Origin of the sequence: Methanolobus psychrotolerans (assembly GCF_002243045.1) — an archaeon.
Lineage (GTDB): Archaea > Halobacteriota > Methanosarcinia > Methanosarcinales > Methanosarcinaceae > Methanolobus > Methanolobus psychrotolerans.
This window is the reverse complement of sequence record NZ_MBKP01000027.1, coordinates 12319-29583: the sequence shown is the minus strand read 5'-3', so window position 1 is coordinate 29583 and position 17265 is coordinate 12319. Positions and strand designations below refer to the sequence as shown.

The 17265-nt window shown below is 40.7% G+C and carries 19 protein-coding genes; 16 read left to right on the top strand and 3 right to left on the bottom strand.

What is annotated here, in order from left to right:
• The first annotated feature begins 9 nt into the window (after nt 1–9).
• The 5 genes from BB781_RS09715 (at nt 10) to BB781_RS09695 (ending at nt 5059) form a co-directional block, all read left to right on the top strand.
• Complete coding sequence (locus tag BB781_RS09715; protein WP_094228298.1) at nt 10–1188, top strand: ATP-grasp domain-containing protein; 1179 nt, start codon at nt 10–12, stop codon at nt 1186–1188.
• Nucleotides 1189–1297: 109 nt separating this feature from the next.
• On the top strand, nt 1298–1795 hold the full coding sequence (locus BB781_RS09710; protein ID WP_094228297.1) for a transcription factor: 498 nt from the start codon (nt 1298–1300) through the stop codon (nt 1793–1795).
• Nucleotides 1779–2303: a TIGR00295 family protein gene (locus BB781_RS09705; protein WP_340637518.1), complete on the top strand. Its 525-nt coding sequence runs from the start codon at nt 1779–1781 to the stop codon at nt 2301–2303. The genes BB781_RS09710 and BB781_RS09705 overlap by 17 nt, the downstream gene beginning before the upstream one ends.
• Nucleotides 2304–2411: 108 nt before the next feature.
• Nucleotides 2412–3044, top strand: a complete 633-nt coding sequence (psmB, locus tag BB781_RS09700) for an archaeal proteasome endopeptidase complex subunit beta (RefSeq protein ID WP_094228296.1) — start codon at nt 2412–2414, stop codon at nt 3042–3044.
• A 104-nt stretch (nt 3045–3148) separates the two neighbouring features.
• A complete protein-coding gene (locus BB781_RS09695) occupies nt 3149–5059 on the top strand; it encodes a beta-CASP ribonuclease aCPSF1 (protein ID WP_094228295.1) in 1911 nt (636 codons plus the stop codon).
• A gap of 42 nt (nt 5060–5101) precedes the next feature.
• Here BB781_RS09695 and BB781_RS09690 read toward each other — a convergent pair whose 3' ends face one another.
• On the bottom strand, nt 5102–5743 hold the full coding sequence (locus BB781_RS09690; protein ID WP_094228294.1) for an HAD family hydrolase: 642 nt from the start codon (nt 5741–5743) through the stop codon (nt 5102–5104).
• 102 nt (nt 5744–5845) lie between these two features.
• Between BB781_RS09690 and BB781_RS09685 the strand changes: the two genes are divergently transcribed.
• Nucleotides 5846–6061, top strand: a complete 216-nt coding sequence (locus BB781_RS09685) for a hypothetical protein (RefSeq protein ID WP_094228293.1) — start codon at nt 5846–5848, stop codon at nt 6059–6061.
• Here the strand turns inward: BB781_RS09685 and BB781_RS09680 are convergent.
• Nucleotides 6058–7041 carry a hypothetical protein gene (locus BB781_RS09680; RefSeq protein WP_094228292.1) on the bottom strand — a complete coding sequence of 328 codons (984 nt, stop codon included), beginning with the start codon at nt 7039–7041 and terminating at the stop codon, nt 6058–6060. The two genes, BB781_RS09685 and BB781_RS09680, sit on opposite strands and share 4 nt — an antisense overlap.
• Before the next feature lie 242 nt (nt 7042–7283).
• On the opposite strand from BB781_RS09680, the gene mbhE reads away from it, so the two are divergent.
• Genes mbhE through mnhG form a run of 7 tightly spaced genes read left to right on the top strand, consistent with a single transcriptional unit; the run spans nt 7284 to nt 13151 of the window.
• A complete protein-coding gene (gene mbhE, locus BB781_RS09675; protein WP_094228291.1) occupies nt 7284–9653 on the top strand; it encodes a hydrogen gas-evolving membrane-bound hydrogenase subunit E in 2370 nt (789 codons plus the stop codon).
• Nucleotides 9650–10066: a monovalent cation/H+ antiporter subunit B gene (locus BB781_RS09670; protein ID WP_094228290.1), complete on the top strand. Its 417-nt coding sequence runs from the start codon at nt 9650–9652 to the stop codon at nt 10064–10066. Before mbhE ends, BB781_RS09670 begins: the two co-directional genes overlap by 4 nt.
• A complete protein-coding gene (locus BB781_RS09665) occupies nt 10063–10491 on the top strand; it encodes an NADH-quinone oxidoreductase subunit K (protein WP_094228289.1) in 429 nt (142 codons plus the stop codon). The genes BB781_RS09670 and BB781_RS09665 overlap by 4 nt, the downstream gene beginning before the upstream one ends.
• Nucleotides 10488–12029, top strand: a complete 1542-nt coding sequence (locus BB781_RS09660; protein WP_094228288.1) for an NADH-quinone oxidoreductase subunit M — start codon at nt 10488–10490, stop codon at nt 12027–12029. Before BB781_RS09665 ends, BB781_RS09660 begins: the two co-directional genes overlap by 4 nt.
• Nucleotides 12026–12520 carry a Na+/H+ antiporter subunit E gene (locus BB781_RS09655; protein ID WP_094228287.1) on the top strand — a complete coding sequence of 165 codons (495 nt, stop codon included), beginning with the start codon at nt 12026–12028 and terminating at the stop codon, nt 12518–12520. Before BB781_RS09660 ends, BB781_RS09655 begins: the two co-directional genes overlap by 4 nt.
• Nucleotides 12517–12783, top strand: a complete 267-nt coding sequence (locus tag BB781_RS09650) for a cation:proton antiporter (protein ID WP_094228286.1) — start codon at nt 12517–12519, stop codon at nt 12781–12783. The genes BB781_RS09655 and BB781_RS09650 overlap by 4 nt, the downstream gene beginning before the upstream one ends.
• 11 nt (nt 12784–12794) lie before the next feature.
• On the top strand, nt 12795–13151 hold the full coding sequence (gene mnhG, locus BB781_RS09645) for a monovalent cation/H(+) antiporter subunit G (RefSeq protein WP_094228285.1): 357 nt from the start codon (nt 12795–12797) through the stop codon (nt 13149–13151).
• Nucleotides 13152–13244: 93 nt separating this feature from the next.
• Here the strand turns inward: mnhG and BB781_RS15730 are convergent, their stop codons facing one another.
• Nucleotides 13245–13409, bottom strand: a complete 165-nt coding sequence (locus tag BB781_RS15730) for a hypothetical protein (protein WP_164997841.1) — start codon at nt 13407–13409, stop codon at nt 13245–13247.
• Between the two features lie 249 nt (nt 13410–13658).
• Here BB781_RS15730 and BB781_RS09640 point away from each other — a divergent pair, with 249 nt between their 5' ends.
• From BB781_RS09640 to BB781_RS09630, 3 genes are all read left to right on the top strand, one after another.
• Nucleotides 13659–14711, top strand: a complete 1053-nt coding sequence (locus BB781_RS09640) for an L-threonylcarbamoyladenylate synthase (protein WP_094228284.1) — start codon at nt 13659–13661, stop codon at nt 14709–14711.
• Nucleotides 14712–14719: 8 nt separating this feature from the next.
• Entirely contained in the window at nt 14720–14953 is a 234-nt protein-coding gene (locus tag BB781_RS09635) for a hypothetical protein (RefSeq protein ID WP_094228283.1), read from the top strand.
• A 783-nt stretch (nt 14954–15736) separates the two neighbouring features.
• The gene (locus BB781_RS09630; protein WP_094228282.1) at nt 15737–17248 is read left to right on the top strand and encodes a cohesin domain-containing protein; all 1512 of its coding nucleotides are present in this window, start codon (nt 15737–15739) and stop codon (nt 17246–17248) included.
• Nucleotides 17249–17265 lie beyond the last annotated feature (17 nt).

The window sequence follows — 17265 nt, the reverse complement described above, 5'->3', positions numbered from 1 at the left end:
GTCCGTAGTATGAAAAACATACTGGTTATAGGGTTTAGCACCCGTAACATTGTTTGTTCCGGCAAGAGGGCCGGATACAATATGTATTCTATAGATGCATTCTGTGATTATGACCTCTTACATTGTTCTGCAGGTGCAAAGAAGCTGGATATCGGTGGAACATTTGACGCTAACCACATAAGTCTTGAGGAACTGGCAGACCTTATTGAAAGTTTCAATGTGGATTTTGATGCAATCATACCGGGCTCGGGGTTTGAGGCAATAGGTCTTGAAAGGCTCCCATACAGGGTTCTTGGTAACGAACCCGGGGCAATGAGGGAAGTGTCGGATAAATACTGTCTCTCCATGATCCTGAAGAGATTAAAAATCTCTCATCCTGAAACGGTCCTTCTTTCTGAGATTGATAAATTAAGTTTACCTGCAATTGTCAAGCCTTCATGTTCCGGTGGCGGCATTTTTAACATGAAAATTGAAAATGAGGTAGATATCAAAGTTCTTCATGACAAATTGAGAAACCTCAAAATTCCAGATGGTAAGAGTAAGATGATAGCCCAGGAGTTTATATACGGTACGCCTGCAAGTGTTTCAGTAATATCCACAAAAGAAAAAGCCATTGCAATAGCCGTTAATGAGCAGCTTATTGGAGTACCATGGCTTACAGGACTGCCCTTTGCATACTGCGGGAATATAACACCTTATGACACGCCTTTTGCTGTTGAAATGAAAAGGATATCTGAGGAATTGATACTTGAACTAGGGCTTGTGGGTTCAAATGGAGTGGACTTCATAATAAGTGAGAGTGGTCCGGTGATTATTGAGGTGAACGCACGTTTCCAGGGCAGTCTTGATACTGTTGAAATGGCAACAGGGGTCAATTTATTAGATGCTCATCTTGAAGCCTTTGAAGGAAATGTCCATCATGTAGAAAATCTGGATGAGGGCCGGGAAAAGCAGTATGTGGGTCGTGCCATATTATATGCCGGACAAGAGATAAGGATAACTGAAATAGCTCAAAAGATGTTGCTTGAAAAGGATGTGTGTGATATTCCCAATACTGGGCAGGTCATAAGTCCGGATGAGCCTATGATCTCCATCTTATGTTCTGGGAAAAGTCGCAAGGATGTTTTGTCCGGAATTGAGGAAAGCGTCATGTTTATACGTGAATCATTGAATTTACTTTACTCCTGAAACAAGATACGGGAATTAGCTAATAATGCTTAAGTCAGGCAGGATTTGCAAGCAAAGGTTAATATTTGAATACATTGCATTAAGCATGCACATCATGAGGTGAAATTTTTTGATAGATTTGAATGATCTGGTTGTCAGAGGATATCTCGTTCGGCTGGTGGGTGAAGAAGGACTCCAGATGATAGAGAGCATGCCCGAAGGAGAGGTTACTGACGAACAAATAGCACAAGCAACGGGCATTTTATTAAATATAGTCAGAAGAACTCTTTTTATTCTTAATGAGAACAAGCTTGCATTATGCAGGCGTGAACGTGATTCGAGCAGTGGGTGGCTTACATATCTGTGGACGCTTGACATGACCGACATAGGGCCACAGTTATTGAAGGAGAGGAAAAGACTTGTAAAAAACCTCAAGGTTAGAGTTAAATTTGAAGAGGATAATGTTTTCTATAACTGTCCTGCAGGCTGTGTACGTATGGATTTTAAGGCAGCTACAGAATGTGAGTTCCTTTGTCCGGACTGTGGTGAGGACATGATGTATGAGGATAATTCCAAATTCATTCAGAAAATAGAAGACCGGCTGGCTTTCCTTGACAGAAATAAATAAGATGCTTTCACGTGAAGATGCTCTTCATCTCCTGAAAGTTTCAGGGTGCAGTGAAAAGGTTATATCTCATTGTATTACTGTTGCTGATGTTGCTCTTGAAATAGCCTCAAAGCTGAAAGTTAACGGAAAAGATGTTGATATTGAGCTTGTTGAGATTGGCGGACTCCTGCATGATATTGGAAGGGCAAAAAGCCATGGTATAGACCATGCCCTAGCTGGTGTGGACATCGCAAAAGAAAATAATCTAGAACCCCGGATCATGGAAATAATTAAGCGCCATATTGGGGCCGGGATCACAAGAGAAGAAGCAAAAAAAATAGGACTTCCGGATGAAGATTATATGCCTGTGACGCTGGAGCAAAAAATTGTAGCCCATGCGGACAATCTTGTAATGGGTACTGAAAGGATCTCTCTTGACAGATGTCTCCGTAAGATGCAGGAAAAACATGTAAATATCGAAAGCATCGAACGTGTTAAAGTACTTGCTGAAGAAATAGGTATTTACTGAGCAAGGGATAAATATATATATAAAAATTGCTAATGGGTAACTAGATGCATTGCTATGCATTACACATTTTTCATATTGATTTCTCATTTTTGCTATGAGGTATAATTAATGGTTAATGATAAACATTTAACAGGTACAACCACTGTAGGGATAGTTTGCAATGACGGTGTAGTTCTTGCAACCGAGCAGCGTGCAACAATGGGGAATTTCATTGCAAGTAAAACTGCAAAGAAGGTCTACCAGATAGATGATCTGGTTGCAATGACCATTGCTGGATCTGTGGGAGATGCACAGCAGATCGTAAGGGTAATGAGTGTCGAATCTAAATTATACAAAATGAGACGCAAGGAACCGATGACTATCAAAGGTCTTACAACTCTGTTGTCAAATATGCTCAGTGGCCAGAGGTACTATCCACTGATGGTGCAGCTTCTTGTTGGAGGCTATGATAAGAATGGACCTTCAATTTACTCACTTGATGCTCTTGGTGGCAGTATAGAAGAGACTAAAGCTGTAGCTACCGGTTCAGGTTCTCCGATGGCATACGGGGTACTTGAAGATCGCTACAAGAAAGATATGACCACCGATGAAGGTGTTGAGCTGGCTGTCAGGGCACTTCACAATGCAATTAAGAGGGACTCTGCATCCGGTGAGAACATAGATGTTGTGGTCATTAAAAAGGACACATATACCAGACTTGATATGGAAAATGTCAAAAAAATGAGGGATGAATTAAACTGATTATATAATCTATTAAATTCTTTCATTTAACATTACATAACGTTTTGAACATAGTTTTTTAACTATATCATATTTTTCACTTTTTTATAAGGAAGGCTGTTTTAATGGCGGTAGAAGAAGTACTATCTGATTTGAAGAAGAAAATAGAAGAAAAACTACCTGTTGGTACTACTATTTCTAGTGTTGAGTTTGAAGGCCCACAGCTTGTTGTTTACACAGAAGAGCCTAAAAAATTTGCAGATAACGGTAATATAGTCAGAAATCTGGCAAAAGCACTGCGGACACGTATTGTAGTACGTCCTGATCCAAAAGTGCTGATGCCTCCAGAGGAATCAATTACAAAGATCCTGGAAACTGTTCCGGAAGAATCAGGGGTATCCAATTATCACTTTGATCTTGATGTCGGTGAGGTCATCATCGAAGCTGAGAAACCGGGACTCGTTATAGGAAAGCATGGGGAAACACTCAGGGAAATAACAAAGAAGATAGGGTGGACACCAAAGGTCGTACGTACACCTCCTATTAAATCCCGTACTGTGCAGAACATACGTGAATTCATGCGCACCAACCACAAGGATCGAAAAGACATCCTTAAATCAGTTGGGAGAAAAATCCACAGAGGATGCACTTCAAAGGATGAATGGGTAAGAGTTACATCGCTGGGTGGCGCAAAAGAGGTAGGAAGAAGTTGTTTTATACTCTCAACCCCGGAATCACGAATTATGATCGATTGCGGGGTCAATGTTGGTTCCGATGAACATATGACACCTTATCTGTATGTGCCAGAAGCATACCCTATTAACCAGATAGATGCTGTTGTACTGACACATGCTCATCTTGATCACCAGGGACTTGTGCCACTTCTCTACAAATACGGCTTTGAAGGTCCTATCTACTGCACACCTCCAACAAGGGATCTGATGGCATTGTTGCAGCTTGACTTCATTGATGTGGCTGCAAAGGAAGGCAAGAGGCCTCCATATAGTTCCGCTGATGTCAGGGAAGGTCTGAAGCACACAATTGTCCTGGATTACGAGGAAGTAACGGATATAGCTCCTGACATAAAACTTACATTCCATAATGCAGGGCATATACTCGGTTCTGCAGTTTCCCATTTCCATATTGGGGACGGACTTCACAATGTGGTTATCACAGGTGACTTCAAATATGAGAAAACAAGGCTTTTTGATGCTGCAGTTAACAAGTTTCCGCGTGTTGAAAGTGTTATTATGGAGTCCACATATGGGAACATAAATGCTATTCAGCCAAGCCTTCAGGAAGCAGAGACGAAACTAAGGAATATAGTTACTGAGACACTGCAGAAGAATGGGGTCGTACTGATACCCGCCTTTGCAGTTGGAAGAAGCCAGGAAGTAATGATCGTGCTTGAAGATGCCATACGTTCCGGTCTAATACCTAACGTTCCGGTCTATCTTGACGGAATGATATGGGAGGCAACGGCCATCCATGCAACATATCCTGAATACCTGAACAACGATCTGCGTAAGCTCATTTTCCAGAAGGGTCAGAATCCCTTCCTCGCCGAATGCTTCAAACCTGTTGACTCAAATGAACTGCGCCAGAAGATAATTCAGGAGCCACACCCATGTGTGGTACTGGCAACATCAGGTATGATGAATGCAGGTCCTGTAATCGAATATTTTAAAGCGTTTGCAGAGAATGAGAATAACACACTTGTCTTTGTAGGTTACCAGGCAGATGGAACCCTGGGTAGAAGGATCCAGAAGGGATGGAAAGAGATACCACTCTCAAGCAGCAATGGTACTCATGTTGTCAAAATGAACATGAATGTCGAGGTAGTTGACGGTTTCTCCGGTCACTCTGATAGGAGGCAGTTAATGGATTACATCAAGAAGATGAAGCCACGCCCTGAAAGAGTCTTCACAGAGCATGGTGATGAGCGTTCATGCGTGGACCTTGCAAGCTCTATCCACAAGAAAAATAAGATGGAGACAAAGGCACTCGTAAACCTTGAGACAGTACGGTTAGTCTGACCGTACTTCTTTTTTGTTTTCTTTGATTTTATTACTTATTTTTTAACCAATACTTTTAAGGTACTCAATTAATTCTGCATGAGATTTAAGTATCAAATCAGCTTCCTGAAGTTTTGCCATATCGAGATATGTCGGGACCCCAATGCAGAAAAGGCCAGCATTTTTGGCTGCTTTAACTCCCAGGGGTGCATTCTCTACAACAAAACAATTATCCTTATCCAGTCCCAGCATTTCAACTGCCCTGTTATAAGGTTCGGGGTCAGGTTTTCCATTTTTGACATCCTCACCTGATACTATAGCATCGAATATTCCCGGATAGAATTTCTCCATCAGCGAGGTGACAATCGTTCTGTCAGCACCGGATGCAACAGCAAGTTTAAATTTATCTTTAAGGGAGTTCAGGCATTCATACATGCCTTTAAATGCTTTTGCATGATTATTCTCCAGAAAATGTTCCCTCTTTTTTTCAAGGATCGTGTCATAGATGTCTGGTCCAGGAACCCTGCCCGCTTTTTGAAAAAAGATATTGATAACACCAACGTGATTTGATCCTTCTATCTCATAAATCTCATTTTCAGTGACACAGATGCCAAATTCCGCAAAAACATCAACCCATGCTTTTGCATGATAGGGCATTGAGTCTACGAGAACTCCATCAGAGTCAAAGATTATTCCTTTGTACATGAGTTTTCCCTTGCAGGTATTTTCTGATAAGTATTGTGGGTGGAATGAACCTATGCTAAACTATATCGACAATGATTTATTCCAACATATTGATTTTTAAATATGGACTCAAATACTGAGAACTCATTTCGTGTCTGTCTTAATTGTGGATATCAGCGTGGATTTCATGTACACTTTAAGGAAATATCCGTGGAAAAAGCAAGATTGGGGTTAATATGCCCAAATTGTGGCCAGAGTTATGATATTGGATGGCTTACTGCTGATATCACAGAGATGAAGCCGAAAAAAGAAGGTACATATGGGGAACTGGATCACTAGGTCTTTTTCAGTTTATCCTTTTTGTTTTTGATCTTTAATGCATTTCCGGTGTGTTTTTTGTGAAGTTTTTCAAACTCTTCTCTACTGAGCTTATTTTTTATCCTGTCTTCCTTTATTTGTGCAAGGACTGCAAGTTCTGCTTCGTAAAGGTCTTCAAGCTCCTCTGAATAACCGGGTCTGTTCATTTTATAATATACTACTCCGGCGAGTACAATTACCAGTAATATAATTCCTGCAATCAGGCCTGAATTATGCCCATTTCCGGTATTTGTGTCAATATTGTTTTGGAGGGCAATGCTAAGTTCATTGAACTGTGGTGAAGACCATACATATGATGTATAAGTCTCTCCATTGGTCACTTGGTCAGCTACAAGTGAAAAACCATCTGCGGAATAAATAGCAGGGACATTACCTTCTTCATAGTTGACAACAATTATTAGTCTGGATATGGGATACTCAAATATTTCTTCTTCCCGGATGACTTTTCTGAATGCAGGGTTTTCTTCGTGATTATGTACAGCATACCTGATCATATAGAGGAGCGGCATTCCATCAGAGGCGGTAGTTCCGTATGAATGGAAATACAGTAAATTGTCTTTTCTCGAGTAATTTACAGAGCTTATGGGGGTACTACCTGCCATATCAGTTACCTGGAACTGCATAATTTCTGCATTTTCAGGAATCCACAACACAAGTTCTTCACTATTATTTGGTGAGCCGGCTGAATAAACTATGGACTCACTTATAATTACATAGTTGTCATCTTCAAAATATAATTCTATCAAATGACTGAATTCTGAGATTCTCGTTTGCTTGGAAACAATTGAAATTGCAGATTCATTTCCTTCATTTTCATCATTTGCTAAAGCTGGAGCCTGCAAAAAAAGGCAGAAAACAGATAGAACAATAAATATTGGTATGTAGTGGTTCCTGATCTTCTTAAATGCAGAACTATTAGATGGAGATGGTTGTTTTTTCATTCTATCACAAAAATAACTGTATACGAACTAATAATATGCATAATATATTTCTATTATCCTTCTTTTAATCTTTTTTATCCGGATGGCAAAAGCAGAATTCTAATTTATATATAAAAGTTTCGCATTTTCAGAAACAATCCATTATTATAAAATAACAATGTATATAAAAATGCAATATATTCATCATAAATAATAATTCACATTAATAAACGTTAAATATAGGGAATTGAATTTAAGGTGACATGGATTCGTTTACAGCAATTACTCTGGCGGTTTTTTTGCCATTTATTTTGGCCGGTATATTGCCTGCCATTGAAAAACTTCTGAAAGAAAAAATAGGATGGTATGCGTCCGCAGTTGCATTTATGAGTTTATTATTAGTTGCTCAGGCGGCACCGGAGATCATACACGGAGGGACTATTCAGAAATCGATCGAATGGCTTCCTTCAATGGGTATAAACCTTTCATTCTATGCAGATGGCCTGAGTATCATGTTCGGTTTCATTGTATCCGGTATTGGTGTGATAATCATGTCATACTCCAATGGGTACATGTCAAAGAAAGAAGATCTTCCCAGATACTACCAGCAACTCCTATTCTTCATGGGGTCGATGCTTGGTATGGTATTCTCAGCCAACACAATTCAGCTATTCATCTTCTGGGAACTTACAAGTATCACATCATTCATGCTTATCGGATACTGGCGGAATAGGCCCATGTCAGTATACGGCGCAACAAAATCATTACTCATAACCGCAGCAGGTGGTTTATTCATGCTTGCAGGCTTCCTTGTATTGCATGCTATTACCGGCACTTTTGACATCCCCACAATTCTTCAGAACGAATCCATTAGGGACATATTACACAGCCATGAACTCTTCATCTTAACGCTTGTTCTCATATTCATCGGAGCTGCTTCAAAATCTGCACAGGGGCCCTTTTACATATGGCTCCCTAATGCAATGGAAGCACCAACTCCTGTCAGTGCATTCCTGCATTCGGCAACAATGGTTAAAGCCGGTATCTATCTAATAGCGCGGATCCATCCGATATTCTCAGGAACTGACGCCTGGTTCTTCCTTGTAAGTGGTGTCGGGATATTTACAATGCTTCTGGCAGGTTTCCTTGCTTTCCGTCAGACTGATATCAAAGGAATACTTGCATATTCAACCATAAGCCAGCTTGCCTACATTATGACAATGTATGGTTACACCACACACCACGAACCTGGAATTGGTGTTGCTGCTGCAACTTTCCATCTTCTCAATCATGCGACCTTCAAGGCATGTCTTTTCCTTGTAGCAGGTATAGTGGCGCACGAAACTGCCACCAGAGACATTACGAAGATGGGTGGGTTACGCAAGGAAATGCCCATCACTTTTATAGTGGCAACTATAGGAGCACTTTCCATGGCAGGAATACCGCCATTGAATGGTTTCCTTAGTAAAGAGATGTTCTATGAGGCATCTGTTGAGATGGGGTCATTACTTGGTTCACCATATAACATACTCATTCCTGCACTTGCTGTGCTTGGTGGTGTGTTCACATTTGCATATTCTATAAAGCTCATAGATGGCATATTCCTTGGGAAGCGACCTTCTAAGGGACTGCCTGAGCATATACACGACCCTTCAATGGTAATGCTTGCCCCGGCAATCTTTCTCGTAGGACTTATAGTACTGTTCGGACTTGTGCCTTCCATACCTGTACACAATTTCATAGAGCCTACGGTTTCGGGTATTTTGCTTCAGGAAGCTCATCTGCATATAAAACTCTGGCATGGATTCACCGCACCGCTCTTTATGACCATTGTCACCTTTATACTTGGTATCCTTACATATACGCAATACTCAAGGATTGCAGAATGGCAGAACAAGTTCAATGCACGTTTCCCATGGATAAGTGTCAATTATTACTATGATGCAGCAGTTGATAATGCAAAGAATGTAACATCCAAGTTTTCCAACAGGATGCAGCCTGGTCCTATAAAGACATACATGCTTGCCTTGTTATTATTGACTATTACAATGTTTGCAATACCTGCCATATTGCTGGCATCAAGTCTTTTACCGTCAGATCTTAACTTTGATATTCCACTTTATGAAATTATCATCTACCTGTTCATGATAATTGCTGCACTTGGGGCAGCAATGTTGCCAAGGTACGTTCCTGCGATAATATCCATTTCAGGATTGGGATATTTGGTTGCCCTGCTGTTCATATATCTGCAGGCGCCCGACCTTGCCCTCACGCAGGTACTGGTGGAGACATTATCAACCATAATCTTCCTGTTGGCCATCGTGAAGATCCCGCAGAAGTTCAAAGAACATATCACAAAGGCAACACTTACCAAGGATTTGCTTATATCCGCCACAGTAGCATCGATTGTATTCATTCTGCTGATAAATGCCACCCAGGGAATAGTTCCTCCCTTTGAATCGCTTTCCCATTATTTCATTGAGAATAGTCTTCCTCTGGCAGGCGGACACAATATAGTGAATGTGATCATAGTTGATTTCAGAGGGTATGATACCCTTGGTGAGATTGCCGTTCTCTGCCTTGCAGCACTTGGCGTCTATAACCTTATACAGAGCAGGAGTGATGATGAATGACAACCCTGATAACAAAAACAATAACAAAGATATGTTTACCACTGGTCATACTCTTTTCAATATCTCTCTTACTTGCAGGACACAACAACCCAGGCGGAGGATTTATAGGTGGTGTCATGTTTGCTTCAGTGATAGCACTGACATATGTGGTGTATGGCTTAGATTATATCAAATCGTTCTTCGATCCGGACTGGGGCAATTGGTTCGGATTTGGCTTACTGCTAGCTTCAGTCACGGCCTTTGCAGCAATTGCATTTTCCCATAATTTCTTCCGCAGTGCAGTGGAGTTCATCCATCTACCATTTTTCGGAGAGGTGGAGCTTGTATCTGCAGGTTTATTCGACATAGGAGTCTATTTTGTAGTAATTGGCGGACTACTTTTCATTTTCAAAAACGTAGGTGATGACAGATGAACAATACGCTTCTTTCTCTCACAATAGCCATACTCTTTGGTATCGGCACATTCCTTATCCTTCGCCGTGACATTGTTAGGGTTATAATCGGCCTTGGTATACTCTCACATGCAGTTAATCTCCTGATAGTATCAACCGGAGTATTTGCAGGAACAAAAGTACCTATCATTGTCGATGATGGTGGCCATGGAGCTGTCGAAGCCACGGGATCTATATTTACCGACACACTGTCCCTGAATATACTTGCACCTGTGCTTGCTGCTGGTCATCATACCGATTACGTGGACCCTCTGGTGCAGGCATTAGTACTTACTGCTATTGTAATCAGCTTGGCAACCACTGCATTCATCTTGATACTTGCCTACCGTATCTATGAAGAGTACGGGACAACTGATCTCAAGGAACTCAGGAGGCTCTGGGGATGATTGCACTGGCAGTACATCTGCCCATACTACTGGTAGCAACACCTATATTGACGGCAGCTCTCATGTTGTTTCTGAGGAAGCAGCCGGCAATTCAGAAATTACTGAGCATTTCAGTTTTCTTTATACTTGCCATAGTTAGCGTGCTTATGCTCCTGCAGGTATGGTCCAGTGGCATACAGGCATATGAGGTAGGAGAATGGGGAAAATATGGGATCATATTAGTTGCCGACCTGCTAAGTTCAGGTATGGTGGTACTGACATCCATCGTGTCATTCCTGGCACTAGTCTACTCACTTGACTATATTGAAGAAAAGTCACTTAGCGCATCATACTATCCACTATTCAGTCTGCTGGTGGCAGGACTTAACGGATCTTTCCTCACAGGAGATATATTCAATCTCTTCGTGTTCTTTGAGATACTTCTTCTCTCTTCATGTGGGCTTGTAATAGCCAACGAAAAGGGTGGAGTTACAAAAAGTTCAGATAAGATGGAAGCGACCTTCAAGTACCTTGTACTTAACATGCTCAGTTCCATTGTAATGCTCATCGCAGTGGCTTCTCTGTACGCAACTACAGGAACGCTTAACATGGCGGATATATCCGTGAAGCTCAGTGCAATGAGTGCAGCAGGCACACTTCCGTGGCACGTGTTTGGCATTGCATTAATGTTCATTGTGGTCTTTGGTAATAAGGCGGCAATATTTCCACTTCACTACTGGCTCCCGGATGTGCACCCCACAGCACCTTCACCCATAAGCGCAATGCTCAGCGGTGTACTGATTAAGGTTGGAGCTTATGGAATGCTAAGGGTGTTCTTCCTCATATTCCCTGATACCCTCTACCTATTCAAGCCGGTGATCATCTACCTTGCACTTGCTACAATTGTAGTGGGAGCCATTTCAGCCGTTGCCCAGACAGATGTGAAGCGTCTGCTTGCATATTCAAGTGTCAGCCAGATAGGTTATGTGTTCCTTGGAATTGGGTTTGGCGGTGTTTATGGAATTGCAGCAGCACTTGTGTATCTCGTGAACCATGCTCTTGCAAAGTCAATGCTGTTCCTGACTTCAGGTGGCATAATACACCATGCAGGTACAAGGGATATGAGAAAAATGGGAGGTATGGTTGATAGTGCTCCTTTCATGTCACTGATGTTCCTTACAGGTGCTATGTCCATTGCAGGACTGCCACCAATGGGGGGATTCATAGCCAAGTTCCAATTGTTCGATGCAGGGATCAGTGGGGAATATTACTTTGAGGTTGCGATCGCACTCCTGTTCGCAATATTCACCATATTCTACATGTTCAGGGCAATGCTTTTGATGTTCTGGGGTGAGAAGAGGGATGTTAATGAATATGGTGAATATTCTACACATGGTACTTCCTCATTGATTGCTCTACCAATAATCGTGCTTGCGCTTGGAGTTGTCATATTTGGGCTTTATGCAGAACCGCTGATAACCTTTGCAAATGCGACAGCGAACCAGATACTTGATCCGCAGCCCTACATTGATGCTGTAATGACGAGGGTGGTCAGATGAAGAGATACATTGCCTATTCAGCTATACTTGGTGTTGTATGGTGCTTTGTCCATGGTACTGTAAGCATTAACAATTTTGTGCTGGGGGTCATCATAGCTCCATTTATAATAAGGCCCTTTAAATCTCTTTTCCGTTTTGATACTGAGTTCTCTTTTGGTAATGCCATAAAGAAGATTCCGGCACAAGTAAAGTACATGTATGTGCTTTTCAAGGAGATCATAAAGGCGAACATAGTGGTTGCAAAAATAGTGCTTCAGCCAAAAATAAACATAAAACCGGGTATAGTTGCAATACCTATTCGCACAAAAACAGATCTTGGAATAACTGCGATCGCAAATACTATTACCCTTACACCGGGAACACTTACGATTGATATATCTGAAGACAGGTCTGTTCTGTATGTCCATGCAATAGATGCAACAGATCCTGAAGGGTTGGCTCGGTCAATAAGGGATGATCTAGAGAAATACGTATTGGAGGCATTCGAATGAATTCTATGTTACTTGAATATTCGCTCATCTTCATGGTGATTGCCATCATACCTTGCTTATACAGGATCATTAAAGGACCAACCATCCCTGACAGGGTGGTTGCTCTTGATGCAATGACAACGGTAATCGTTGTGATGCTTGGTATCTACTCATTTGTCAAAGGGTCCGTTTTTTTCATGGACGTGGCACTTGTACTTGCTATTATATCTTTTGTAGGGGCTGTTACCATTTCAAAATACCTTGATGAAGGGGTGATACTCTGAGTATTTTATCGATGGTCCTGGAGATACTTAGCAATGTAGTCCTGGTGATTGGACTTTTCTTCGTATTCCTGGCAATGCTCGGGCTTGCAAGGCTTCCGGATGTGTATAACAGACTGCATACAACTACCAAGATAGGAACCCTTGGTGCATTCGGAGTCATGTTTAGCATACTGCTGAAGGTAGGCTTTTCTCCAATAGGGGTGAAAGCACTTACAGTAGCTATTTTCATCCTTGTGACCGCGCCAGTTGCTGCTCATATGATAGGTCGGGCAGCACACAGACATGGCGTGGGTCTCTGCAAGGAGTCTGTTATTGATGAATACGGAAGGGCATGTTCAGCCGCATGCCCCGAAAAAGAGGACGAATGATTCCAAATAGACATGTTCTGGCATAGTGCCGGAGCATTTTTTTTAATTTTATCCTGGATTTTGAAGGCAGTATTATATTACGATATTGTTATATTACAATATTATTATTATTATTATTATTATTATTATTATTATTATTATTATTATTGACAACTCACAATCCCTTTCCTGCAGATCCGGAGTCTCCCTCCCATAAGCGTGAGCGGGCTGGGGAGTGGGGGTTAGTGTGGGAGTGGGGTTAAAAATAGACCCGCTCACTTCAGGACTAGACGGAATTATCCTATATAAGTATTGCCTTTTTACAGAAAGACAGCCTGAATAAATGTCTTTCCAGGAGAAAATAACACATCCAACATCATAATTGTCATTTTAAAGTTAAAGCATTCTTATCATTGGTGAACAAAAAACTTATGAGCCTTATCATCCAATAAGGCCTGCAGTCCACTGAATGGTTTATGATAAAAAGAAACTTCTAATTGAAGTATATTTCTCAACAAATGCTGAACTATGAAAAAGAACACAAGAATATTCCATATATCAGGATCAGATAATGGTGATCATCTTAAAGAGGCTGGCAGGATACTACGTGAAGGTGGCACGGTTGCTTTCCCAACTGAAACTGTCTATGGACTTGGGGCTGATGCACTTAATGAAGTAGCTGTAATGCAGATATTTGAGGCAAAAGGCAGGCCTGCTGATAATCCGCTCATAGTTCACGTTGATTCTAAGGAAAGTTGCATGAAACTTGTCAGGAGTATACCAGATAAAGCATTGATCCTGATGGATAGATTCTGGCCAGGTCCTTTGACTCTTGTATTGGAAAGGAACGAAGTAGTCCCTGATGTAACAACAGGCGGATTAGATACTGTAGCAGTCAGGATACCTGGAAATAGAATTGCTCTGGAACTGATCCGGCATTCTGGCACACCGATAGCTGCTCCTAGTGCTAACATTTCCGGAAAACCAAGTCCGACAACTGCAGAACATGTTTTGCATGACCTTTCCGGGAAAATCGATGCAATAGTAGATGGTGGAGAAGTTGTCATTGGGCTTGAATCTACTGTTATTGATATGACCTCCGCTGTCCCTGCGATATTAAGGCCAGGAAAAATAAGCAAAGAAGAGCTTGAAATGTACATTGGGGAAGTAATAATTGCTTATGACGATAATGTGCACCACGTAAATGAAACAGTCCGCTCTCCAGGAATGAAATATACACATTATTCCCCGGAGTCAAGGGTTATCCTTGTTGAAGGGGAGCATGATCGTGTAGTCTCCAGAATAAAAGAACTTATTGTTGATTTTAGTCTGAGGGATACAAAAATAGGATTGCTGGTTACAGAAGAAACAGAAAACATTGTTCATGCAGATATATCCTATTCATTGGGTGAAAAAGATAAACCGGAACAAGCTGCAAAGAATTTGTTCATCGGGCTTAGGTATCTTGATGAAAGAAATGTTGATATAATAATAGTGGATGGTTCTTTCAGACCAGATGGAATAGGGGCGGCTGTTTTTAACAGAGTTCGAAAAGCTGCAGATATGATAATCAAGGTATAGTGATTTTTATGAATCAGGAAAAGAAACGTGTTTTTCATCAAAGGGAAAAGTATATCGGTATAATTCGCCGTAACCGTCAGTTGCTCAAGATCAATATATTGATCCTCAGTGCAGGTCTTGCACTTTCATATCTTGGGCATGAAAGTATAGGAGAGCCAATACTTTGGCTGGGTATCATAATATTTGGATACACAACATTTTCTAGCCTTATGGCCAAAAAACAATTGAAACAACAAGTATAATTTACAGGATATAATACTTGATTGTAATGTTATTGAATTGATATATTACTTACAAAAGATACTAAGCAATATTTAGCAAAACAGTTTCTCTATGTTTTATCTCATCAGAGAACAAGAAGGATTTGGTGGTCTTAATTATATCTCCTTAATATGTAGGGGGATTTCTTTAGTACCACCTTACTATCAGGTACCACCAACAAGCAAGAAGAAACTAAGGGACAGGTTGGCGTTTATTTCTAATCGGAGTACCTGTCTCTTCTTTTTAATACTCCCTGTTTTCGACACTATGTCTTCTTCATATACGTATTTTAGTTCTAAATAAATGCTGAACAAGATTTGGCTCTGTAAAAAACCTTAATCTCACTTATTAGTAAGCTAATACATTTACATCTGTGTTTATCCGCTTTTATGTGCGGTTCACTAAAAAGCATTGTTAAGGTGTTTAAATACTTAATTATAATCCAAAATAAAGTTTCCTTAATATTTATTTCCTGTTAAGTGAAATCTAGTATTAGTTGTCGGCTTTGTCTCCAAATAATTGTGGAAAAGAGAAGCCTTTTGTTAAGAAATACCCCCACGTACCACCACAAAAGCCGAGAAATAGATGGTCTTCAGGGCCATTTATTTCTTGCAACCATTTTCTTTAATCATTCATTTATTGATTTTACATATTCCCTCCTTCAGGAAGCAAATCGGAATCTATATATCGTATGTAAAACCGAATGTTAATTACTGAACAATTAGGCTACAAGGCCTAATCAAAATTGTAACGGGGGTTACATAATGTGGTGTATTGATAAATATGTTAAATATTCAGTCCTGGCATTATTAATTCTAATGGCAGGTATCGGGAATGTGTCTGCAATTTCATATGTTGTCATATCTCCGGAATCGCAGACTGGTATGTCTCCAGGTGATGCTTTTAATGTAAATATTGATGTTAATTCTGGAATTGATCCGTTAAGAGCAGTACAAATAAAGTTAGTTTATGATTCTAATTCATTTGAAGTTGCTAGTATAAAGGATGGAAATCTTTTTGGTAGTAATTTCCTGATAGGGCCAGATAGTGGTGATAATGGTGCAGGTAGCATAACTTATAGTATTGCATCCACGGACAAAAGCTATACACCAAAAGCCAATACAATGCTAACGATCAATTTCCATATCAAAGACATTGCCGAAGAAGGTACATATAGTCTCAGTTTCGAGGAAGTATGGCTTCTTGATAAAAACAGTCAATACCTTAACGGTAAAGCAACTGGAAGCACAGTTGTAGTTGGGGCAGGAGCAGATGATCTTTCAACACAACCGGAAAGTATTGATTTTGGAAGTGTGGTCAAAAGCACATCAACCAGCTCAACCAGCAGCTCATTTTCGTCATTGAACTCTGGGCAACAGCTGGAATACACATATGTCTTTGGTTCCCATCCGCCTGACTATGAAGTGATGAGCAGGTATGGCGCAGCACAGAAAGATGCTAACTGGTCCCGGAACAGTCTTATACTGGAGAGCCGGCTTGTGGAAGAGCTGGAAGGTCAATATCTTTACTCATATGGCAGGATAATATCTATAGGCTCCAACTCTGGTGGCTATCTGGTAGTCGTATTTTACGAACCTCTCATGCCCGATAGATCCCAGATGGATGAAGTATATACAATAATTGACAATGAAGCACAAGAAATGGGTATAGAGAATGTACCTGTGGAATTTGGTGAAGGCACACTTTCTCAGGTAAGTGATGTTCTCCAACAGTTACTTCAAAGAATACAGACGATAAACGAAGCCAAACTTGAAGACTTAATGGATAATAAAAGTTCTCTCTATGATCCGATGATTTTAGCTACAGCCGGAACGGTACCTCAGATAAGGACCGAACAAGAATGCTGGCAATGGTATTTCCAGGATTCATATGCCATCTCTCTTAATGTAAGTGATGAGATCGACAGCTATTTAAAAAGCGGTGTACTCCGGAGTACGGGATTATCGCCAAATGGTTACTTTGAAGTAAGGATCAATGAAGAAGCAGATGTAAGCAGAAAGTCATTGATAGTTGATATCTATGAAATAATGAACATTGCAGCCATGAATATAGGAGTAAGTGATGTTCCTGTCGTATTCAAACTAAGCAACCCTGATGAAACGGAGAATGTATTGGCATCTACCCAGGAAATACCTGTCGAAGAAGCCACGATGCCGGAAACGGAGGCAGAAGCAAAAGAGGTACCAGGCTTTGGTTTTCTTATCAGTTTCCTCTCAGTGTGTATGACAAATGTGTTTGTGAAACGTAAACCTTAAAGGCAGATATACTAAGA

Excerpts from the sequence above, each read along its gene's own strand:
- BB781_RS09670 (WP_094228290.1), top strand. The coding sequence starts at position 9,650 with ATGACAACCCTGATAACAAAAACAATAACAAAGATATGTTTACCACTG.
- BB781_RS09695 (WP_094228295.1), top strand. The coding sequence starts at position 3,149 with ATGGCGGTAGAAGAAGTACTATCTGATTTGAAGAAGAAAATAGAAGAA.
- BB781_RS09660 (WP_094228288.1), top strand. The coding sequence starts at position 10,488 with ATGATTGCACTGGCAGTACATCTGCCCATACTACTGGTAGCAACACCT.
- BB781_RS09690 (WP_094228294.1), bottom strand. The coding sequence starts at position 5,743 with ATGTACAAAGGAATAATCTTTGACTCTGATGGAGTTCTCGTAGACTCA.
- BB781_RS09640 (WP_094228284.1), top strand. The coding sequence starts at position 13,659 with ATGAAAAAGAACACAAGAATATTCCATATATCAGGATCAGATAATGGT.
- BB781_RS09635 (WP_094228283.1), top strand. The coding sequence starts at position 14,720 with ATGAATCAGGAAAAGAAACGTGTTTTTCATCAAAGGGAAAAGTATATC.
- psmB (WP_094228296.1), top strand. The coding sequence starts at position 2,412 with ATGGTTAATGATAAACATTTAACAGGTACAACCACTGTAGGGATAGTT.
- mnhG (WP_094228285.1), top strand. The coding sequence starts at position 12,795 with ATGGTCCTGGAGATACTTAGCAATGTAGTCCTGGTGATTGGACTTTTC.
- BB781_RS09680 (WP_094228292.1), bottom strand. The coding sequence starts at position 7,041 with ATGAAAAAACAACCATCTCCATCTAATAGTTCTGCATTTAAGAAGATC.
- BB781_RS09715 (WP_094228298.1), top strand. The coding sequence starts at position 10 with ATGAAAAACATACTGGTTATAGGGTTTAGCACCCGTAACATTGTTTGT.
- BB781_RS09665 (WP_094228289.1), top strand. The coding sequence starts at position 10,063 with ATGAACAATACGCTTCTTTCTCTCACAATAGCCATACTCTTTGGTATC.
- BB781_RS09655 (WP_094228287.1), top strand. The coding sequence starts at position 12,026 with ATGAAGAGATACATTGCCTATTCAGCTATACTTGGTGTTGTATGGTGC.
- BB781_RS09630 (WP_094228282.1), top strand. The coding sequence starts at position 15,737 with ATGTGGTGTATTGATAAATATGTTAAATATTCAGTCCTGGCATTATTA.
- BB781_RS09685 (WP_094228293.1), top strand. The coding sequence starts at position 5,846 with ATGGACTCAAATACTGAGAACTCATTTCGTGTCTGTCTTAATTGTGGA.
- mbhE (WP_094228291.1), top strand. The coding sequence starts at position 7,284 with ATGGATTCGTTTACAGCAATTACTCTGGCGGTTTTTTTGCCATTTATT.
- BB781_RS09650 (WP_094228286.1), top strand. The coding sequence starts at position 12,517 with ATGAATTCTATGTTACTTGAATATTCGCTCATCTTCATGGTGATTGCC.